Origin of the sequence: Natrialba sp. PRR66 (assembly GCF_034808065.1) — an archaeon.
GTDB classification, from domain to species: domain Archaea; phylum Halobacteriota; class Halobacteria; order Halobacteriales; family Natrialbaceae; genus Natrialba; species Natrialba aegyptia.
The window spans coordinates 314,955-334,047 of record NZ_JAXHGN010000001.1 but is presented as its reverse complement, the minus strand read 5'-3'; the positions used below and the strand labels follow the sequence as shown (position 1 = coordinate 334,047).

The 19,093-nt window shown below is 65.1% G+C and carries 16 protein-coding genes; 5 read left to right on the top strand and 11 right to left on the bottom strand.

Annotated elements, in window-relative coordinates; genetic code table 11:
• Positions 1–42 precede the first annotated feature (42 nt).
• Both SM755_RS01570 and SM755_RS01565 read right to left on the bottom strand, forming a co-directional pair.
• Complete coding sequence (locus SM755_RS01570) at positions 43–876, bottom strand: hypothetical protein (protein WP_323171156.1); 834 nt, start codon at positions 874–876, stop codon at positions 43–45.
• Positions 877–912: 36 nt separating this feature from the next.
• Positions 913–1,734 (bottom strand): ABC transporter ATP-binding protein, encoded by an 822-nt coding sequence (locus SM755_RS01565; RefSeq protein ID WP_006664511.1) that lies wholly within the window; start codon positions 1,732–1,734, stop codon positions 913–915.
• A gap of 174 nt (positions 1,735–1,908) precedes the next feature.
• On the opposite strand from SM755_RS01565, the gene SM755_RS01560 reads away from it, so the two are divergent.
• Positions 1,909–3,561: a hypothetical protein gene (locus tag SM755_RS01560; RefSeq protein WP_323171155.1), complete on the top strand. Its 1,653-nt coding sequence runs from the start codon at positions 1,909–1,911 to the stop codon at positions 3,559–3,561.
• Positions 3,562–3,579: 18 nt separating this feature from the next.
• Here the strand turns inward: SM755_RS01560 and SM755_RS01555 are convergent, their stop codons facing one another.
• Positions 3,580–4,710 (bottom strand): hypothetical protein, encoded by a 1,131-nt coding sequence (locus SM755_RS01555; RefSeq protein WP_323171154.1) that lies wholly within the window; start codon positions 4,708–4,710, stop codon positions 3,580–3,582.
• A gap of 238 nt (positions 4,711–4,948) precedes the next feature.
• On the bottom strand, positions 4,949–8,116 hold the full coding sequence (carB, locus tag SM755_RS01550; protein WP_323171153.1) for a carbamoyl-phosphate synthase large subunit: 3,168 nt from the start codon (positions 8,114–8,116) through the stop codon (positions 4,949–4,951).
• Positions 8,117–8,422: 306 nt separating this feature from the next.
• On the opposite strand from carB, the gene SM755_RS01545 reads away from it, so the two are divergent.
• Both SM755_RS01545 and SM755_RS01540 read left to right on the top strand, forming a co-directional pair.
• Positions 8,423–8,836: a DoxX family protein gene (locus SM755_RS01545; RefSeq protein ID WP_006664515.1), complete on the top strand. Its 414-nt coding sequence runs from the start codon at positions 8,423–8,425 to the stop codon at positions 8,834–8,836.
• A 129-nt stretch (positions 8,837–8,965) separates the two neighbouring features.
• The gene (locus tag SM755_RS01540) at positions 8,966–10,264 is read left to right on the top strand and encodes an APC family permease (RefSeq protein ID WP_323171152.1); all 1,299 of its coding nucleotides are present in this window, start codon (positions 8,966–8,968) and stop codon (positions 10,262–10,264) included.
• 46 nt (positions 10,265–10,310) lie between these two features.
• Here SM755_RS01540 and SM755_RS01535 read toward each other — a convergent pair whose 3' ends face one another.
• Both SM755_RS01535 and SM755_RS01530 read right to left on the bottom strand, forming a co-directional pair.
• The gene (locus SM755_RS01535; protein WP_323171151.1) at positions 10,311–10,850 is read right to left on the bottom strand and encodes a DUF5815 family protein; all 540 of its coding nucleotides are present in this window, start codon (positions 10,848–10,850) and stop codon (positions 10,311–10,313) included.
• A gap of 88 nt (positions 10,851–10,938) precedes the next feature.
• Complete coding sequence (locus SM755_RS01530) at positions 10,939–11,349, bottom strand: hypothetical protein (RefSeq protein ID WP_323171150.1); 411 nt, start codon at positions 11,347–11,349, stop codon at positions 10,939–10,941.
• A 163-nt stretch (positions 11,350–11,512) separates the two neighbouring features.
• Between SM755_RS01530 and artA the strand changes: the two genes are divergently transcribed.
• Both artA and SM755_RS01520 read left to right on the top strand, forming a co-directional pair.
• Positions 11,513–12,544: an archaeosortase A gene (gene artA / locus SM755_RS01525; RefSeq protein WP_323171149.1), complete on the top strand. Its 1,032-nt coding sequence runs from the start codon at positions 11,513–11,515 to the stop codon at positions 12,542–12,544.
• Positions 12,545–12,551: 7 nt separating this feature from the next.
• On the top strand, positions 12,552–13,334 hold the full coding sequence (locus tag SM755_RS01520) for a metallophosphoesterase (protein ID WP_323171148.1): 783 nt from the start codon (positions 12,552–12,554) through the stop codon (positions 13,332–13,334).
• Positions 13,335–13,349: 15 nt separating this feature from the next.
• Here SM755_RS01520 and SM755_RS01515 read toward each other — a convergent pair whose 3' ends face one another.
• From SM755_RS01515 to SM755_RS01495, 5 genes are all read right to left on the bottom strand, one after another.
• The gene (locus SM755_RS01515) at positions 13,350–13,484 is read right to left on the bottom strand and encodes a hypothetical protein (protein WP_049903238.1); all 135 of its coding nucleotides are present in this window, start codon (positions 13,482–13,484) and stop codon (positions 13,350–13,352) included.
• Positions 13,485–13,659: 175 nt separating this feature from the next.
• Entirely contained in the window at positions 13,660–14,664 is a 1,005-nt protein-coding gene (locus tag SM755_RS01510; RefSeq protein ID WP_323171147.1) for an MBL fold metallo-hydrolase, read from the bottom strand.
• 208 nt (positions 14,665–14,872) lie between these two features.
• Entirely contained in the window at positions 14,873–16,363 is a 1,491-nt protein-coding gene (gene gatB, locus SM755_RS01505; RefSeq protein WP_323171146.1) for an Asp-tRNA(Asn)/Glu-tRNA(Gln) amidotransferase subunit GatB, read from the bottom strand.
• 227 nt (positions 16,364–16,590) lie between these two features.
• A complete protein-coding gene (locus SM755_RS01500) occupies positions 16,591–17,574 on the bottom strand; it encodes a hypothetical protein (RefSeq protein WP_323171145.1) in 984 nt (327 codons plus the stop codon).
• On the bottom strand, positions 17,558–19,078 hold the full coding sequence (locus tag SM755_RS01495) for a hypothetical protein (RefSeq protein ID WP_323171144.1): 1,521 nt from the start codon (positions 19,076–19,078) through the stop codon (positions 17,558–17,560). The genes SM755_RS01500 and SM755_RS01495 overlap by 17 nt, the downstream gene beginning before the upstream one ends.
• Between the last annotated feature and the right edge of the window lie 15 nt (positions 19,079–19,093).

The window sequence follows — 19,093 nt, the reverse complement described above, 5'->3', positions numbered from 1 at the left end:
GACTCGGGTTTCGGGTCGCCCCTTCGCCCCTCCTCACCCCCCTCACGCAGACTGATGATCGGCGAATCGGCCACCGTTCCAGCCGCGCAGCCGCGACCGGAGCCAGTTTTCGAACGCCGCACCGATGAGGAGACCAATTGCGTAGGGGCCGAACAACAGAATGTGAACGGGGCTGTCAGTCGCGGTGAACACCTCGATCGTCAGAAAGTACGGCACCAACAGCGCGAACAGGACGGTCGGCACTAACAGTCCCCGCGTCAACAACGCTGCGAGCGGAACGGCAGCGACGGCGGTTGCACCGACAAAGACGACCGCTGCTGCTACCCGCGGGTTGATCCCCGCTCGGAGCACGAGTCGCGTCGTCCCAACGCCAAGGAATCCGGCACCCACCGTGACCATCCCCAGTATTGCGGTGCGCGAGAGCGGCATCGACGGGAGATTTCGGAGCCGCCGGTCGCCGAGTCCGTAGCCGCGCCGAACGCCGAACTCGACCAGTCCGGCGATCAGTAGCAAGGAGAGCCAGATGTACCACGAGTTCGCGTAGCTCCAGACGTGAGTCGGTCCCTCGACGACGACGTAGCCGCCCAGTTCGCCCCACTCGGGCATCGGCGTGGTGAGTTCAGTGTAGACGGTGCCGAGGAGGACGGCGACGAAGCCGACCGCGGGCGTCAGCAGGCGGGTGTGTGCCGAGATGAAGAGCGAGACGAAGCCGAGCGCGAATCCGGTCGCCGCGAGGACGGCGAGTTCGGGCGGCGATTCGAGCGCCGGATAGTCCGCACGGGCGAACAGCGCGAGAACGGCAGCGACGTTGGCGGCCCCACCCAGCGCGGCGAGGGCGAGCGTAGACGGCGACGGACGGAGGGATGAACGCGTCATTGTACCGGTGAGTGGTGGCGTCGACTGTCGGCCGGCTTACTCGAACGACGGCTCGACGCTCGCACCAGCTTCGCGTCGTTCGTCTGACGATTCCTTCGTGACTTCGAGGAACGCATCCTCGAGACTGCGAGTCTCGCCTGTTTCGGCGCGGGATTTCAGCGTCTCGGGGTCGTCTTCGGCGACGAGTTCACCGCCGTGGAGGACGCCGACGCGGTCGGCGAGGTCGTCGACGACGGAGAGGATGTGCGTCGAGAGGAAGATGGTCATCTGCTGGTCAGCTAGTTCGGCGATCGTCTCGCGCATCGTCCGAGCGGCGCGGGGGTCGAGACCGCTGGTCGGTTCGTCGAGGAAGGCGACGGCGGGTTCGTGGAGGACGGCCTGGATGACGCCGACCTTCTGGCGCATCCCCTTCGAGTAGTCCGAGATCCGTTTGTCGGCGTCGGCTGTGAGATCGAAGCGAGCGAGCAGGGACTCGATACGCTCCGTCGATTCCGCTTCGGGGAGGTCGCGCAAGCCGGCGGCGTACTCGAGTTGCTCGCGACCGGTGAGTTCGTCGTAGATCGGCGGCTCTTCGGGAAGGTAGCCGATGTGGGGCGTGACGGCCTCGCGGTCGGTGATCGGGTGGCCGGCGACGCGTGCCGAGCCCGACGTCGGCTTCGTCAGCGTCGTCAGCATCCGCATCGTCGTCGTCTTGCCCGCGCCGTTCGGCCCGAGGAAGCCGTAGACCGTTCCGCGCGGGACCTCGAACGTCAGATCGGAGACGGCACTCGTCTCTCCGTAGTGTTTCGTAAGCCCGTCGGTGGCGATCGCGGGAGCCGTTTTCGGGGTCGGAGACGCTGTGTCGAACTCGGGGGCCATACGTCCCGTTTTCTCTCCAGAGAGTTAAATTCATGACATTCCGCGTTGACGGCCGGGAATGACAACGATTCAAATTGTTTATCACCGCCATCGTTGAAGTGACCGTATGGTCCGTGATCCGCCCGTTCTCTCGCCCTTCCACGTCCCGGTTCAGCTTCCAATAGGTGGTCCTCGATGAACTCGCGTGCGACTCTCGTCGCTCGAACGGAGGTCCGTCGAACCGTTCGAACTGTCGTCGGTAACCGGACGAAACTCCTCATGATGGCGATTGTCGCCCTCCTCGCGCTGGGGCCGATGACGGCACTCGGCGTGTTGTTCCTGCCGACGTTCGGCGAGGAAATCGCAACCGGAACCGTCGACAACGCGATGGCGACTACTATCGTGACGGGTGTCGTCGCGCTCGCGTGGATCTTTCTGATATTCATGGCGGCGATCAGGACGGTCACCGCCGCAGCCGATATCGATCAGCCGGCGGTGCTCCTGCTCTCGGCACCGCTCCGATCGACCGTCATCGGCATCGTCTGTGCGGAGATACTACTGTTTGCGATCTGGCTCGTTCCACCGGTTGTGGTCTTTTCAGCGGCGTTCGCGAGCGGTGCTGGAACGATCCTGCCGGCGCTTGCGATTCCGGCTGTCGCCCTTTTGTTGCTCGTCACCGCGGTCCCCGTCGGGTTCGTTATCGGAACCTGGGTTCGACACCTGCTGACCGTCTACGAACCGATCGCCCGGTATCGCACGCCGCTCATCATCGTTCTTGCAGTCGCGTACTTCGGCTCGATATCGCTCGGCTGGTTCGACATTCTCGCCGAAATGCTGTTTGACCTTCTCGGCGATGGCCCGCTCGGCTGGTTCGGACACCTGTTCCTCCTCGGCGTTCCGAACGTCGCCCCCTCGATGGGTGCGATCGTCGGCGCACTCGTCGGCTCGGCCGTCCTGATTCCGCTCGCAATCGGTGTCGGCGTCGTCTCCGCACGAGTTCACTGGTACGCCGATCCGGCGCGGGTTGAAGACGACATGGAGGCGACACCGGAGTCCGAGAGTCGCCTCGACGGAGTTTTAGAATACGGTCTCTCGAAACAGCTTCGAACGCTGACGCTGACGACGATCCGGCGGACGAAGCGCGCTCCGATTCGGCTCATGTACGCCGCCTATCCGCTGTTCGGGTCGCTCTTTTTCGCGCAGGAGATCATTCAGACGGGCACGGTGCCGTCGTACATCGCCGTCATGCTCTGTCTGTACGTCATCTGGGGAACCGGTGTGTTGTTCTCGCTGAACCCGCTCGGAGACCTCGGCCAGACGCTGCCGGCGGTGTTGTCCTCGCCGGTCAGTGGGACGACGATGATTCGCAGCCGGATGATCGCGAGTTCGCTCGTCGGCGTGCCACTCGGCGTGCTCGTGGCGCTGGCGGCGGGACTCGCGAGTCCGATCTCGCTCGAGTCGACCGCGGTTTTGCTCGCGGGGACGGTTCTCGGCGCGCTCGCCTCGCCGGCGCTGGCCGTCGGTGTCGGGTCGGCGTTCCCGCGCTTCGGAAGCGTTGCGATCACCGGCAACCGCGAGGCCGTCATGCCGAGCAAGATGTCGTTCGTCGTTTATACCGCCGGAATTATCTTCCCGATTGGGGCCGCCGTCGTGCTCTATACCGACGGCGCGACGCTGGTGGCTCAGATCGCAACGGCGATGGTTACACTGCTCCCGCAGGTCGAAGTCGGGCTGACGGCGAGTCAGGTCACGCTGATGGCGTGGATAGTGGTCGCGATCGGCGTCGTCGCACCGCCGGTCGCCTATCGGTACGCGGTCGAGCGGTTCGACTGGTACGTGCTCGAGTGAGCCGGACGAAAGGGTCCGCTACGCCGGCGTGATCCACTCCCCTTCGACGTAGCGCTCGACTGTCAGCGGTTCCGCGTCGGGCACGTCCAGTGCGAGGGCTGTAGTGTCGACCGCCGTCGAATTCGTTTCGTTCCTGTCGCTGTCGGAGTCGTCGGAGTCACCGGAGTCGACGGCCCGCTCGAGGATCGTCCCGCCGTCGCCGACCGCGACGTCGTACGACGATCCCGTCGCGACGCCCTCCAGTTTGGACTCGAGTTCGGTTTCGTACTGTCGCCACTGGCCGGCAGATTGTCGTTCGTACAGCGCGCCGCCGTCGCCGGCCGCGAGGCCGTCGGCTCCGTCGCGGTCGATCGCGCGGACGGCCCGTCGGGCGTCGTCGACGACGTGGGGCGTCCAGCGGAAACCATCGTAGCGGTAGACGATCCCGGAGCCGGCGGCGACGTTCACGTCTTGCTCGCCCTGGCTCGCGAGATCGAAGAACGCGCCGCCCGCGAAGTCGATACCGATCTGCTCCCACGTCTCCCCGCCGTCGACCGTCTCCGCGACGAACTGGCTCGTGCTGCAGACGTGCCCCGCGTCCCGGGAATGACAGTCGATAGCAGGGATCGTCGAGCCGCCGCCGGGTTTGCTCACCTCCGCATACTCGATCGCGCCGCTGTCTTGGCGGACGCCGACGAGCAACTCGCCGGATCCGTTGACGAAGTAGAGGCGCTCGTTCTCGCCGGCCGTTCCCCGTACGGTGCAGTCTTCCCACGTGCTCGTCTTCCCGTTCGGCGCGGAGTAATTCGTCAGGGTCTGCGTCTCGACGTCGTACTCGCCGATGACGCCGCTCCCGCCGACGAACCAGACCGCCCGCCCGTCGTCGGTGGCGTCGACGCCGGTCAGGCGACGACTCCGGGCCTGCGGGCCGTACGCGACGACCGTCTGCCAGCCGTCTTCCCGCCGGGCGAGGACGTTACCGTCGGCACCGACTGCGAACGGCCCCGCGGCGGTATCGACGGCGTCGTTGAGCGCCTTTCCGGTCGGCGACTCAGCCTGTTGCCACTCGGTTTCGGTCGTTTGGGCGGCCGCCGATCCGAGCGCGAGAACGCCGGTTGCTGCCGATGCGGTCGCGAACTGAAGGACGTCGCGTCTGGTCTGTTCGGACATGGGTCGCGACCCGGGGTAGCGGCTGAACGGGGAAAAGAATGTGAGATAGTATACATTTCCACACCGAACGCCGCGAGCAGCGCGCGGCGAGGAACACAATCAGTTCGCCACCGATCGCTCCGTCTCCGTCGGTGTCGACGACGCTGACGCCGTAATTGGATCCGATCTGACGGATCGGATCATCGCTGGCGATGGCGTCGCACGGACCGACGGTGCGACCACAACGAGGGGCGACGACTTACTCCGACACGCCCCACCGGGCCGTTTCCTTCGGACGGTCGGTCACGGACGCAACCTCGAGTTCACCCGCGAAGCTTTCGAGTCCTTCGACGTAGGCCTCGGCGCTCGCTTCCGTCGAGAGGTACGGCACTTCCTCCTCGACGGCCATCTCGAGGGTGTCGCGGTCGCGGCTGACGACGAAGTCGACCGCGCCCTCGCGGATCGCCTGTGTCACGTCGTCGAACTCGGCCACGTCGAAGTGGTTTTCGAAGCCCGCAACGTCGAGGTCGACGACGGCGGTACCCTCGTTGACATCGTTGTGGGCCGCCTGTTGGGCTTTCCAGTAGGCCGTGCCGAACTCGCTTGCGGTACCCATGACCTCGCCGGTCGATTTCATCTCCGGGCCGAGACGCGGGTCCGAGCCCGGCAGGCGGTCGAACGGCAGAACGACTTCCTTGATCGAGGTGTGTTCCGGCACCTGCTCCGTCGCGTCGAGGCTCGAGAGCGTCTCGCCGGCCATGACCTTCGCGGCGAGTTTGGCGATCGGGACGCCGGTCGCCTTGGAGACGAACGGGACGGTCCGCGAGGAGCGCGGGTTCGCTTCGAGCACGTACACCTCGCCGTCGCGGACGGCGAGCTGGACGTTCAACAGGCCGCGCGTCTGCAGCGCCTCGGCGATGTCTTCCGTGACCTCGCGGACGCGGGCGAGGGTGTCGTCGTCGAGCGAGCGCGGCGGGATCATACAGGCCGAGTCGCCGGAGTGGACGCCGGCGCTCTCGACGTGTTCCATGATGCCACCGATCAGCACCGAGCGGCCGTCCGAGACCGCGTCCACGTCGAGTTCGATCGCGTCTTCGAGGAAGTCGTCGATCAGGATCGGTTTCTCCGGGCTGACGCGGACGGCCTCCTCGATGTAGGTTTCGAGTTCGGCGTCGTCGTAGACGACGTCCATCGCGCGACCGCCGAGGACGTAGGACGGGCGCACGAGGACGGGGTAGCCGATGTCGTGGGCCAGATCGAGCGCTTCGTCCTTCGAGAAGGCGGTGCCGCCCTCGGGCTGGGCGATTTCGAGTTCGTCCATCAGGGCGTTAAAGCGGTCGCGGTCCTCCGCTAAGTCCATGGCCTCGACGGAGGTGCCCATGACCTCGCAGTCCAGTCCGCGGCGGGCGAGTTCGTCCTCGAGCGGTTCGCCGATGTTGACGGAGGTCTGGCCGCCGAACTGGACCATCACGCCGTCGGCACCGGTCGCCTCGGCGACGTCCGCGACCTCCTCGGCCGTGATCGGTTCGAAGAACAGCCCGTCGGAGGTGTCGTAGTCGGTCGAGACGGTTTCGGGGTTGTTGTTCACCACGTGCGCGTCGATCCCCAGCTCCCTGAGCGCGCGGACCGCGTGGACCGAGCAGTAGTCGAACTCGACGCCCTGCCCGATGCGGATCGGGCCGCCGCCGACGACGATCACGCTCTCGACGTCGGGGTCGACCTCGAGTTCACCCGCGGCGGCCATCCCTTCGTAGGGGCCGGTTTCGAACTCGTTCTTGCGCGCGGAGTAGTAGTAGGGGGTTTCGGCTTCGAACTCGCCGGCGCAGGTGTCGACCTGTTTGTACGTGCGGCCGGGGACTTCCTGCTCGACGGTTCCAACGTCCGAACCGGCGGTAGCGGCGATCGACGTGTTGGTGTGGCCGGCGATGGCGGCCTCGGTGAAGTCGCCCTCCTGTGCGGCGAGCGTCGAGTCGGCGATGTTCTTGTAGCGCTCGGTGTACCACTCGAAGATGCCGGTCAGGTCGACGACCTCCTCGAGGGTGTAGCCGCGTTCGAAGGCCTCGAACATGGCGTACGGACGGTCGGGGGACGGCCGTTCGAGGTAGTGCTCCTCGAGTTCGTCGTCGCTGACCTCGGCCCAGTCGACGTCGGGCTCGTATTCCGTGGAGCGAAGCGCCTTTAACAGGCTCTCCTCGAAGGAGCGGCCGATGGCCATCGCCTCGCCGGTCGATTTCATCGCCGTCGTCAGCTCGAAGTCGACGTCGTCGAACTTGTCCTTGGGCCACCTCGGAACTTTTGTAACCACGTAGTCGATCGCGGGCTCGAAGGCGGCGGTCGTCTCGCCCGTGATCTCGTTTTCGATCTCGTGGAGGCGCTTGCCGAGGGCGACTTTCGCGGTCACGCGGGCGATCGGGTACCCCGTCGCCTTCGAGGCCAGCGCGGAGGAGCGAGAGACGCGCGGGTTCACTTCGACGACGCGGTATTCGCCGCCGGGTGTGCCGTCGTCGTGCCAGGCGAACTGGATGTTACAGCCGCCCTGAATGCCGAGTTCGCGGATCACGTCGAGTGCCGCGGTGCGCATCTCCTGGTGGCCCTCGTCGGGGACAATCTGGGAGGGCGTGACGACCGTCGACTCCCCGGTGTGGATGCCCATCGGGTCGATGTTCTCCATGTTGCAGATGATGATACAGGAGTCGTCGGCGTCGCGCATGACTTCGTACTCGTACTCGACCCAGCCGGCGATGGACTCGGTGATCAGGACCTCGCTGTTCCGGGAGAGGCGCAGTCCCTTCCGGACGCGGCGGAGGAGTTCGTCCATCTCGTGGACGACACCCGATCCGGAGCCGCCCAGCGTGTAGGTCGTCCGGGCGATGACCGGGAGCCCGCCGACCTCGTCGACGGCGGCCTGCACGCGGTCTTTCAGGTCCTCCTCAGTCATCTCCGTGACCTCCTCGCCCTCGTCGAGCGAGATGGTCGTCGAGGCGGGGACCGGCTGGCCGATCTTCTCCATGCGCTGGCGGAAAAGGTCGCGGTCTTCCGTCGCGTAGATCGTCTCCAGGGGCGTGCCCATGATATCCACGTCGAACTCCTCGAGGACGCCCTCTTCGGCGAGTTCGGCGGTGACGTTCAGCCCAGTCTGGCCGCCGAGTCCGGCGATGACGCCGTCCGGATTCTCCTTCCGGATGATCTCGGCGATGGCGTCGGTCGTAATCGGCTCGATGTACACCTCGTCCGCCATCTCCGGGTCCGTCATGATCGTCGCCGGATTCGAGTTCACGAGGACGACGCGGGCACCTTCCTCCTGAAGCGCCCGGCAGGCCTGGGCTCCCGAATAGTCGAACTCGGCGGCCTGCCCGATCTGGATCGGGCCGCTCCCGATGAGGAGGATCGTGCGTCCGTCCCCTGCTGTATCATTGTCCGTGCTCATTGGTCTTGTCCGTTCGGAGTTCGCACATCGTAATAAGCCCCACGATACAGTACGATTCTCGAAATCAGTTTTCGAATTTCGTACCGGTGCGAACGCGAACGAATTCCCCACCGCTCGAGCCGTTTACCCGACCACCCGCTCGAATCGCGAGGTAACATGCCTGTTAGCCGGTGGTACTGATGTCCAAGAATCGATATATAGGTTCGAGTTCGTACCAGGTAACGCAATGCAATCAGCAATCGGTATCGACGCGACTCGTACGAATCCAATCAGAACCGACGAGTCCGAACGCGAGGTGCTCGCCTGATGTTCGACGCGACCGGAACCGATCTCCTCTTTCTGGTTTCGCGGCTGCTCTTCGGCGGCGTCCTCGCGTTTATGGGGCTAAACCACTTCCTGGACATCGAGGAGATGGCCGGCTACGCGGAGTTCAAGGGCATCCCGGCACCCACGGCCTCGGTGCTGCTCAGCGGCGGATTGCTCGTCCTTGGCGGGCTCTCGCTCATCGTGGGCGTCTTCCCGGCGCTCGGAGCTGCCGGACTCGCGCTCTTCTTGCTCGTCTCGGCCGCGACGATGCACGACTTCTGGAACGCCGACGGCGCGGACGCCCAGGACGAGTTCACGAGTTTCCTCAAGAACGTCTACGGCACGGGGGCCGCCCTGCTCTTTCTCGCCGTCAGCACCGTTCACTGGCCCTACGCGCTGAACGTCGGGCTCTAGCGCGAGTACCACCACCAGTTCACTATCGCAGGTTGTATTCTCCGTTCGAGCGGAGTCTCTGCCGTAAGAAACGGTCTCCATTGGATGGGGCTGCGAATCCCTATGCTGGCGTTCGTAGACACGACGGGTATGCCTGCTAAAATCGGAGGCGTCGAATCGGTAGCGATGGCCGTCGGCGGGATGGTCGGTGGCGGGATCTTCGCCGTGCTCGGCGTCGTCGCCGCCGAAGCCGGGCCGTCCGCGTGGATGGCGTTCGTCGTCTCGGGGCTGATCGCCGTGTGTGCTGGCTATTCATTCGTCACACTCAACGAACGGCTAGCAAACCCCGGCAGCCCGATTACGATCATCGAACGATTCACCGGCAGTACGAACCTCGCCGGAATGGCCGGCTGGACGTTCGTCATCGGATACATCGGAACGATGGGGCTGTACGCCTACGCGTTCGGGAGCTATTTCGCTGCTATTCTCGGCGTCAGTACCGCGGCTGGACTCCCACTGCAACCGGTGATTTCGGCGGCCGTCATCGTGATCTTCATCGGCATCAACGCGCTGGGATCGCACGCGTCCGGCCGAACCGAAGAATCGCTCGTTGGACTCAAGGTACTGATTTTACTCGCGTTCTGCGGCGGCGGCCTGTACTACGGGTTCACGCACGGTGAACTCGAATCCGGAATTTCGTCGCTCGGCACCGGGCCGATCGTCGCCGCCGCCATCTCGTTCGTCGCGTTCGAAGGCTGGGAACTGCTGTTATTCGATCAAAACAGCGTTCGAAACCCGCGCGAAACGGTCCCGAAAGCCATCTACACCTCAATCGCCGGTGTTACACTACTGTATGTCCTTGTCGCCCTCGTCACGACAAGCCTCCTCAGCCCGTCGACAATCCAGAAAAACCCGGAGACCGCGCTCGCGGTTGCTGCCAATCCGTTTTTCGGATCCGTCGGATTCGGACTTATCTCGATCGCCGCGCTGTTTTCGACGGCCAGCGCGCTCAACGCGACGTTGTTTAGCACGTCTCGACTCATGCGACAGTTAGCGACGGATTCGCTCCTCCCGACTCAACTCGAAAGCCGCGGGCGCGAACCGATTCGTGAACTTATCGTCCTCGGCGCGCTAACGGCCGTTCTAGCCTCGTTCGGAAGCCTCAACGCCATCAGTTCCTTCGCCTCGCTCACGTTTATCACGCTCTTCGGACTGGTGAGTTTCCTCGCCTACACCGAACGCTCGTCCGCCGTGCACTCGGCCCTCGTCCCCGCAATCGGCACCCTCGGTTCCGGTGGAGCCATCGTCGCACTCGGCTGGCACCTGGCAACGACCGAATTCGGAACGTTCGTCGTCGTCCTCCTGCTCACCGTCCTCGTGATCGTCATCGAACTGCAGTACTTCGAACGAACCCCTATCCGACGGGAACTCGAAACACTTGAAAAATGAATCGACGGAAGTGGCCACGGAACACCCGTCACCGGGGCTGTCCCCGTCAAACTGGCCGGTCGTGTTCACTCTCGAAGTCCCGCTGCTGGCGGTACTGCTCGACGAATTCCGAGACGTCGAACTCGAGCATCTGCGACTCGAACTCGCTCACCGCCGTATCGTCCTCCGCGTGACTGATCGCGTGCTCCATCAACTCCACGACGAGTTCAACGACGATCTCGTGCAGCCGTCGGGAATCGAAGTCGGTGACCCAGACCATCGAATAGCCGACCGCCCCGTCGTCGCTCGCGTCGTGCGTGACGACCCGTTCCGGAAACTCCTCCATCACGACGCCCATGAGGTGGGGCGTGCCGAAGTCGCCGAAGTCGTCCTCGGTATCGATCGTCTCCTGGAGAATCGTCACGAGCGATTCCGGGAAAAAGCGAGACGGCGGATGCACGTCGGTGACGACCGCGTGGGACTCCCCGCAGGACGGACAGGTGAACTCGCGCATCCCGAGATCGATATCGTGCGGATCGATCGTCGCACCGCAGGGTAACTCGAGTTGCCGTTCGTCCTCGGGACCCGGCACGCGGGGTGTTGCCATCAGCTATCGTTGGGCCGGGCCGGCCATAAGCGCGACGACTTCGCTGCTCGTGAACTCGGGACGGAACTCGGCGAAAATGAACGACGCGTTACGGCCAGTCGTCTCGCACCGGTTCCGAGTCGTCCATCTCCTCCTCGGCGCTCGTCGCCAGCACCCAGTCGGCCGCCTCCGCGGCATCGTCGACGGAGAGGTACTCCCACTCGACAGCCTCTGCGAGTTGTTCGTCCGCGTCGTCGACGCCGACGTAGACGTAGCGCTCGGTGTCGAACTGGTCTTTGACACCTGCGAGACTCTCCTCCTTGCCGCGCGGGCCCGAGAAGAAGTCCTGCCGAATGCGATTCTTTCGGGTGAAGTTCGTCACGACGTACGTCGGCTTCTCGGAGACGACGCCGATGTACTCGGTCCAGCCGCGGGCGTCCTCGAACACACTCTCCGGCGATGCGAACTCCTTCAACGCCTCGAGTTCGAACGCCAGGGTCATGTCGCTACCGCCGTTCATACTGTCTCAAAACGGTGCACCGGGGAAAACGGCTTCGATACGTCGGACGCCAGACGACGACCGCCGTGTCGCCTCGCCCCTGTCGTCGTGCTATTACCACCTTGACACGAGACGGCCAAGGCGTCAAGTTGATAGCGAGAGAGTCCTTCGGATTAGCCTGACTATGCCGCTCGCTTCAGCCGCGGCCGATGCAGTGCCGGCCGCCGGCCTCGAGTTCGCAGGCGACGCCGCCGCACGCTCACCCGCCTCCCTCTCGGCGATCCTGAACTCGCCGCTGACGGACGCGCTCGCGTGGATCGCGATCGGCGCGTTCATGTTTGCGGCCCTCCTGCAGTGGTTCGGGAACGTCGATTCGGCGCGCATTCTGGCCGGAGCCGCCTGGCTGGTATTCGGCGTCTTCTGGCTGACGATGGTGCCGTACTACTTCGCGGACGCCCAGAGTCCGATCAAGACGCTCCTCGCGCTCGCGGCGTTACCGCTGTCCGCGTACACCGCGTACCTCCTCTACGGCGGTCGCACGTCGTTGCTCTTGCTCTCGAAGGCGGTCGCCTTTATGGGCCTGATCTACCTGCCGGCCGAGACGATACCGGTCGTTCGGACATGGCTGATCGAGACGACGGCGGCCCAGACCCACTACGGGATGGAACTGCTCGGGCACAGTCCCGGACTCATTGAAGGGGCAAACGGCTACCAGAGCAAGTTCGCCTTCGATCCGTCCGAGACGGTGACCGGCCGGACGACCTACATCGTCCTCTCCTGTACCGGAATCGGGAGCATGGCAATCTTTGGCGGGCTGATCGCGTCGGTGACGGCACCGCTAAAGCGCAAGGTCTCGGCGTTCGCCGTGGCGATCGGCGTCATCTGGATCTTGAATCTCGGACGAAACATCTTCATCGGCCTGGCCTCGCCGTGGGGCTGGTTCCAGCAGGAGCCGCTGGTCTCGTTGCTGACGACCTACATGGGCGCCGAACCCGACCGCGTCTCGTTTCTCGTCTCCCACAATTACATCGCCCAGTCGCTGTCGATCGTCGCCCTCCTCGGGATCACCTACATCGTCGTCAAACTCGTTCCCGAGGTGCTCGCGCCCCTGGAAGATGTGCTCTACATCCTGACCGGCACCGAGTACGACCTCTTCGAAGCCCTCGACGTCGAGGATCGGCGGCCCGCGTACGCGCCGAGCGCCCTCGAACAGTAGCGAAACAGTGACTCCACGCCCACCCGACGTTCCGTTCGTTCTCCGCTCGCGCGCCGCCTTCGTTCCCGACTCGGCAACGCTCGTCGTCGCGGATCTCCACCTCGGCCGCGGCACCGCCTCCGCCGTCGACGCTCCGATCGCCGACAGCACGAACGCGAGTTCACGAGCGCGCCTTCGAACCCTGCTCGCGGAGCTGGGGCCGGCGACCGTCGTCGTCGCCGGCGACCTGCTGCACGCGTTCGATCGCGTTCCCCGCGGAGTCACGGACGCACTGGCTGCGCTCGAGTCGACGGTCGCCGATGCCGGCGCATCGCTTGTCGTGACACCCGGCAACCACGACGCGATGCTCTCGTCGGTGTTCGACGGGGAGACGAGGGCGGCGTGCCGACTCCCGCCCGCGAGTAAGAATGAGAATGAGAATGAGAATGAGAACGAGAGTGAGTGTAAGAGCGAAGCCCAAGAGAGCGTGGTCGTCTGTCACGGCCACGAACCGCCCACTCTCGACGCCTCCCTGTACGTCGTCGGGCACGACCACCCCGCCCTCTCGATCGAGGGCCGCAAACGCCCCTGTTTTCTCTTCGGTCCCGGGGCCTACGAGGGGGCGGACGTACTCGTGGTGCCGGCGTTTACTGAACTCGCCGCCGGAGCGACGGTAAACGGCATGTCCGCTCGGGACTTTCAGTCGCCGCTGGTCACCGACGCGGACGCGTTCCATCCGATCGTCTGGGACGCTGGGGCCGAAGAACCGCTGTGGTTCCCGCCGCTCGGCGAGTGCCGGCAACTGTTATAGCGTCCGAACTCGCGGTCACAAATCCGTCAGTATCCGAAGCACGATTCCCAGCACGAGCGCGATCGGGCCGAGAATCATTCCGACTGGCGGAATCGGTGCGATGATGAGGACGATCCCGAGAAGGATCAAGATCGTTGATGGTTTGACCATACGAACTCATTACCGCCCAAACGGGTAGCAGTACGGCCGGCATTCACAGCGACTCCAGAACCAGTACCGCACTCGTTGATCCTCACTCAGATAGACTGCTGGAAGTCAATTCCGGCACAACTGCGACCCGTTACCCGTCCTGCGGTTGTGCCGTGAACTCGGTGCAGCAGACCGCTCAGTCGTCGGCCGCGACGACGTGGTCGAGATCGAGTTCACCGGCGTCTTCGAGGAGGCGGTACTCCCCATCGTCGAACTCGACGATGCCCTCGTGGCGGAGGTGATCGAGGTGGGCGTAGGCTTCGCCGGGGCCGTGGACGATGTGGATCCCGTCGAGGTCGCCGAAGAGGTGCGCGCTGACGGTCCAGGGGTTCGCCGGACCGTGGTCCGCGAGCACGTCGAGGACGTTCTCCGTTCGCTCGCGGTGGTGGTCGACGATGGTCGTCGCGCGACCGCTCGGGTCCGTAATCGGGTCCCGGTGGCCGGGCCAGACACGGTCGTAGTCGCGATCCGCAATCGTTCGCAGCGTCGTGAGGTACTGTTCGAGCGGCCGCTCGACGCGGACGTCAGCCCCGCCGACGTTCGGCGTGTAGACCGGCAGGAGGGCGTCGCCGACGAACGCTGTGTCGTCGTCCGCCGTTTCTGGCCCGTCCACGAGTTCGAAGCAACAGAGACCCGCCGCGTGGCCGGGTGCGTGTACCGCTTCCAGCGTGCGACCGCCGACCGCTATCGCGTCGCCGTCCTCGATCGGCGTCGCGTCGACCGGTTCGCCCTCGAGCCGCGAGGAGGCGTCGACGAACGCGAGCAGTTCCGATTTCGGGCCCTCGGGAACGCCCCACTCGTCGAGGAACGCCCGTCTGCGCTCGTGGAGCGCAGCGGTCGCTTCGGCGTCCTGTTCGACCAGCGGCGCGTCGGCCTCGTGGACGTAGACCGTCGCCCCGCTCGCGTCCTGAATCTCGCCGGCGAGGCCGGCGTGGTCGACGTGAAAGTGCGTCAGGACGATGGCGTCGACGTCGGCGAACTCGTAGCCGCGGTCTGCCAGCCCCTCCCGAAGGTCGTCGCGAACGTCGGGGGTTGCAACGCCCGTATCGACGAGTGCGAGTTCGTCGCCGTCCGGATCCTCGAGCACGTAGGAATTGTTGTGTCCCTCGAACTCGTCGTTACCCAGCGAAATACGATCCATACCGGGATGCATCCGTCGAGTAATAATAACTCACTGGGTACCGGAACGACGCGCGGGGATCGACGGTGGTGAGAGAGTGAGCGGCTGCGGAAGGGTGAATGCGGGTGAACGCGAGCGTGAGTCTGAATGTAAGTGATCGGCTGAGTGAACGCGAGCGTGGACGCGAGTGCGTCTGTGTGAAACTGAGCGAACGAGCGAGGAAAACCCGTTAGCTCTCGAGTTCAGTCCGGAGCAACTGATTCACGTCGCCGGGATCGGCGCTGCCGCCGGTCTTTTGCATGACCTGGCCGACGAGGAAGTTGATCGCGCCGTCGTCGCCGGATTCGTAATCCTCGACCGCGCCGGGGTTCTCGTCGATGGCTTCGACTACGGCCTGCTGTACTTCGTCCTCGCCGGTCTTGCCGAGTCCCTCCTCGGCGACGACCTCGTCCGGCGTGCGGCCGTCGTCGAGCATCGACCGGAGGACGGTCTCGCGGGCGTTCTTCGCCGTGATCTCGTCCGTCGCGACGAGTTCGACGAGGCGGGTGACCTCGTCGAATCGACCTTCGAGGTCGGTGATTTCCATGTCGCGGTAGTTGAGTTCGCCGAGCAGATTGTCCGCGACCCAGGTCGCCGCGAGGTCGGGATCGAACTCGCTGGCCACGTCCTCGTAGAAGTCGGCGACCTGCTTCGTCGAGGTCAGTTTCGAGGCGGCCTCCTCGCTCAGACTGAACTCGTCCTGGAAGCGTTCGCGGCGGGCCGAGGGGAGCTCCGGAATCGAGAGTTCGTCCTTCCAGTGGGAGACGCGAAGTGGCGGCAGGTCGGCTTCCTCGAAGTACCGGTAATCTTTCTCTTCTTCCTTCGAGCGCATCGAGACCGTGATGCCGCGGGATTCGTCCCAGTGGCGGGTTTCCTGTTCGACGGCGCGGCCGCGCTGGATGGCGTTTTTCTGGCGGGTCTCCTCGTACGCGAGCGCTTTCTCCGCGCCCTTGTGACTCGAGATGTTCTTGACCTCTGTCCGGTTCGCGGCCTCGAGCGCGTCCGCACCGATCTCGTCGATGCCGTCGCCAGCGATTTCGTCCGCGGGGATGATCGAGAGGTTCGCGTCGATGCGCAGGCTGCCGTCGCGCTCGGCGTCGAAGACGCCCAGGTACTCGAGCACTTCCTCGAGTTCGGCGAGGAAGGCGCGGACTTCGCTCGGACTGCGGAAGTCGGGGGCCGTGACGACCTCCATGAGCGGCGTGCCGGCGCGGTTGTAGTCGACCAGCGTGTAGTCGGCGGTGTCGATGCCGCCGCCGACGTGCTGGAGGCTGCCGGGGTCTTCCTCCAGGTGGGCGCGCTCGATGGCGATCGTGCGGCGGTCGCCCTCGACGGCGACTTCGAGTTCGCCGTCGGCGCAGATTGGTTCGTCGTACTGCGTGATCTGGAAGTTTTTGGGCAGGTCGGGGTAGTAGTAGTTCTTGCGGTGAAAGCGGGTTTCCTCGGGGATGTCGGCGTCGATGGCCTTCCCGACCTTGACGGCGGCTTCGACGGCTCCTTCGTTCAACACCGGCAGCGCGCCCGGGAGGCCGAGACAGACGGGGCAGACGTTCTCGTTCGGCTCGTCGGTCTGGTCCGTCGAGCAGCCACAGAAGATCTTCGTGTCGGTCTCCAGCTGGACGTGGACCTCGAGCCCGATGACGGTCACGAGGTCGCCCTGCTGGACGGTTTGGGCAGTCATTGAGCCACGATTCGGCCCGGTGGGGGTAAAGCGTAACGGGATCGTATCCTCGCGGGAGTCGTTTGCGATCGCAGTTGCGACCCGGGCCACGGGTGCGAGTGCCGGTCGGCCGGCGGTTATACTGTCGGACAGAAGTCAATACGAAGTCAGTCGCGAATTCGCGGCCGTCCCCACTGGCGACGGCCGCAGCGGAGCGACCGATCTTCACGTAGTTCTGTCCGACAGTATTAGTACTGCCGTTCGATCACCATCCCCGACTCGCCGACGACGAGTTCGGGTGCGCGGGACGTGCCGAGCGCGATCGCGAGCGGATCGTTTTGGGCGGGAAGCGTCGTTTGCGTCGTCCAGCCGTCGAAATCGCGCTCGAAGAGGTCGCCGGAGGAGGCGATCGCCAGCGCGTCGTAGCGGTTCCGGACCAGGGCCGTAATCGCCGTTTCGGCGAGCGACGCGCGCGACCAGCCGACGCCGTTGTAGTTCCAGACGGTGCCGTCGCCGCCGGCGACGGAGACCGCCCCGGAATCGACCGCGGCGACGGCGTCGAAATCGACGGCCGCCGCATCGATGCCGATACGCGTCCAGGTATCGCCGCCATCTCGCGATTCGAACGCCCCGCCGTCCGTGTCGACGGTGTAGACGTACGACAGCGGCGTGATATCGACGTCGGTGACGCTCGAGCCGGTGCCGGGTTCGATCACCTCGGCCCACTCGACCGACGCGCCGTCGCGTTGCCCGTGGAGGAGTTCGCCCGAGCCGTTGAGCGCCGTAATTCGCTCTTCGCCGGCGAGACCGGCGACGGCGACCGCCGTCCAGGAGGACGTCATCTCCTTCGGTGCCGAGAAGTCCACGGCCTGGTCGGCGACAACATCGTAGAGGCCGAGTGCACCGCTATCGCCGGCGGCCCAGACCGCCCGGCCGTTGTTCGTCACCGCGAGCGAACGAAGCGTATCGGCTGTCTCGCCGGGGCCGTTCGGAAGTGCGACGCTCCACGACTCGTCGTCTCGAGTCAAGACGATCCCGTCCTCGCCGACGGCGACAGCGCCGGTCGCCGTCGTTCCGACATCGTACAGCGTCGCGTCGGTCGGAACGGCGGCCGGCGTCCACTCGGCGATCGTCTCGCCGCAGCCGGCCAGCGATGCCGAGACTGAAACCGCGGCCCCGCCGATCGCGGCGAGGACGGTCCGCCGACGGATTCGATCACGCCCCGTCGCCATCGGTCTCGACCTCCAGTTCCTGATCGTGAACTCGGGTGCTCGACGGGCCGTTGTTCAGCCGCTGGTCCGGGGCGGTCGCCGCCGGTTCGCCGTCGGCGGTTTCGATTCCGGCTTCGGATGGACGGCTCGGCGGGGACGACGGCGTGAACGCGCCGGGGGCGGACGTCCGTTTGAGGACCGCGGAGATGCGAACGACGTACGCGAAGAGGACGCCGAGCGGGCTGAACGCGACCGCGAGCGCGAGGCTCACGAGGACGAGTAGCGGGCCCTCGTGGGCGACCGGCGGATAGCCGCTCGCGTAGATCATAATGACCAGGGTCGAGAGCAACAGCGCCGCGGTACCGCTGTAGGTGATCCACCGCGACAGCCGCGCGAGGTCGCGCTGGAGGTAGATCGTCGTGAAGTACTGTCGCGTGGCGTCCGCAGCGACGAACAGTTCTCGGAGTTCGGAGAGCAGTTCCGACGCCCGGTCGGACAGTTCGTCGTCGAACCGTCGCCGAAACCGCCGCGCCTCGGTGGCGGCACCCGCGTAGTCGTGATCGATCGTCGGCAAGACGACATCGAAGACGGAGTCCGTCCCGCCGGTAAGCGTCGACGAGAGGTCGCGCGTGTGGTCGCGGGTTTGCGATGCGAAGCGTCGAATGGACTCGAATGCGTCCATCGAACAGCCCGAAGTTTGGTCGTCGGTCGGTGACTCGGACGCGGCTTCCCCGTCGCGTTCGCACTCCGAGACGAGCGCGTCGGCGCGGCTGCCGAGCGTTCCGGCCAGGCGGGCGAGAAACGGTGCGGGGTTGGTCGGGCTCACGCCGTCCCCTTCCGTCTGTTGCTCGATACGCGCGCGAAACTCCTGGACGCCGTCGATGCGATCGGTCAGTCGGTCCGGCGTGCCGAACAGCCGCGAGATGATCAACTGGTTGACCGCGACGACGATCGGGATGAACGAGAACAGGCCCGCGATCATCGTGCTGAACATCGTCGTCACGAAGCGACTCTCGCGGACGCCGATGACGTCGCTCACCCCGAGCAGGAGTGCGATGACGAAGATACCGGCGACGAAGCCGCCGACGATCACGCGACGGTCGCCCTCGAGTAAGAGCCAGCGGTGGCTGTCGCGGCGGGATTTCGTTTCGGTGAGCAGCCGGATGCCGATTCGAGCGCCGACCCAGAGCAAACGTCCACCGACGAGGAGTCCGGCGACGGTCAGCCGAACGATGTAGACCGCGAGGGAGAGACCGAGCGATGACTCCTCGTCGCTGGAGCGATCGGACTCGGAGTGCGACCGCTCGGAGGGTGGCGTCGAGTCGTCAGCGGGAGCGTCGGCGGTTGTGTCGACAGTTGTGTCGGCGTCATCGCGGACGGTTCCGCCGGCCATCTCGGAATCGCCGTGGTCGGGCGCACCGAGTGCAGTCGAGTTCTGTGCCGTGTCGGGGGGCGTTTGCGAGGTCGCAGTGTCTGGGTCTGGGTCGGTCGATGTGGGGTCGGGCGATGAGGAATCGTCAGTCATGGGGTGGGGAGTGGG

Coding starts and splice junctions, on each gene's coding strand:
- SM755_RS01560 (WP_323171155.1), top strand. CDS start 1,909: ATGAACTCGCGTGCGACTCTCGTCGCTCGAACGGAGGTCCGTCGAACC.
- SM755_RS01535 (WP_323171151.1), bottom strand. CDS start 10,850: ATGGCAACACCCCGCGTGCCGGGTCCCGAGGACGAACGGCAACTCGAG.
- artA (WP_323171149.1), top strand. CDS start 11,513: ATGCCGCTCGCTTCAGCCGCGGCCGATGCAGTGCCGGCCGCCGGCCTC.
- carB (WP_323171153.1), bottom strand. CDS start 8,116: ATGAGCACGGACAATGATACAGCAGGGGACGGACGCACGATCCTCCTC.
- SM755_RS01540 (WP_323171152.1), top strand. CDS start 8,966: ATGCCTGCTAAAATCGGAGGCGTCGAATCGGTAGCGATGGCCGTCGGC.
- SM755_RS01510 (WP_323171147.1), bottom strand. CDS start 14,664: ATGGATCGTATTTCGCTGGGTAACGACGAGTTCGAGGGACACAACAAT.
- SM755_RS01495 (WP_323171144.1), bottom strand. CDS start 19,078: ATGACTGACGATTCCTCATCGCCCGACCCCACATCGACCGACCCAGAC.
- SM755_RS01545 (WP_006664515.1), top strand. CDS start 8,423: ATGTTCGACGCGACCGGAACCGATCTCCTCTTTCTGGTTTCGCGGCTG.
- SM755_RS01500 (WP_323171145.1), bottom strand. CDS start 17,574: ATGGCGACGGGGCGTGATCGAATCCGTCGGCGGACCGTCCTCGCCGCG.
- SM755_RS01515 (WP_049903238.1), bottom strand. CDS start 13,484: ATGGTCAAACCATCAACGATCTTGATCCTTCTCGGGATCGTCCTCATC.
- SM755_RS01555 (WP_323171154.1), bottom strand. CDS start 4,710: ATGTCCGAACAGACCAGACGCGACGTCCTTCAGTTCGCGACCGCATCG.
- SM755_RS01565 (WP_006664511.1), bottom strand. CDS start 1,734: ATGGCCCCCGAGTTCGACACAGCGTCTCCGACCCCGAAAACGGCTCCC.
- gatB (WP_323171146.1), bottom strand. CDS start 16,363: ATGACTGCCCAAACCGTCCAGCAGGGCGACCTCGTGACCGTCATCGGG.
- SM755_RS01570 (WP_323171156.1), bottom strand. CDS start 876: ATGACGCGTTCATCCCTCCGTCCGTCGCCGTCTACGCTCGCCCTCGCC.
- SM755_RS01530 (WP_323171150.1), bottom strand. CDS start 11,349: ATGAACGGCGGTAGCGACATGACCCTGGCGTTCGAACTCGAGGCGTTG.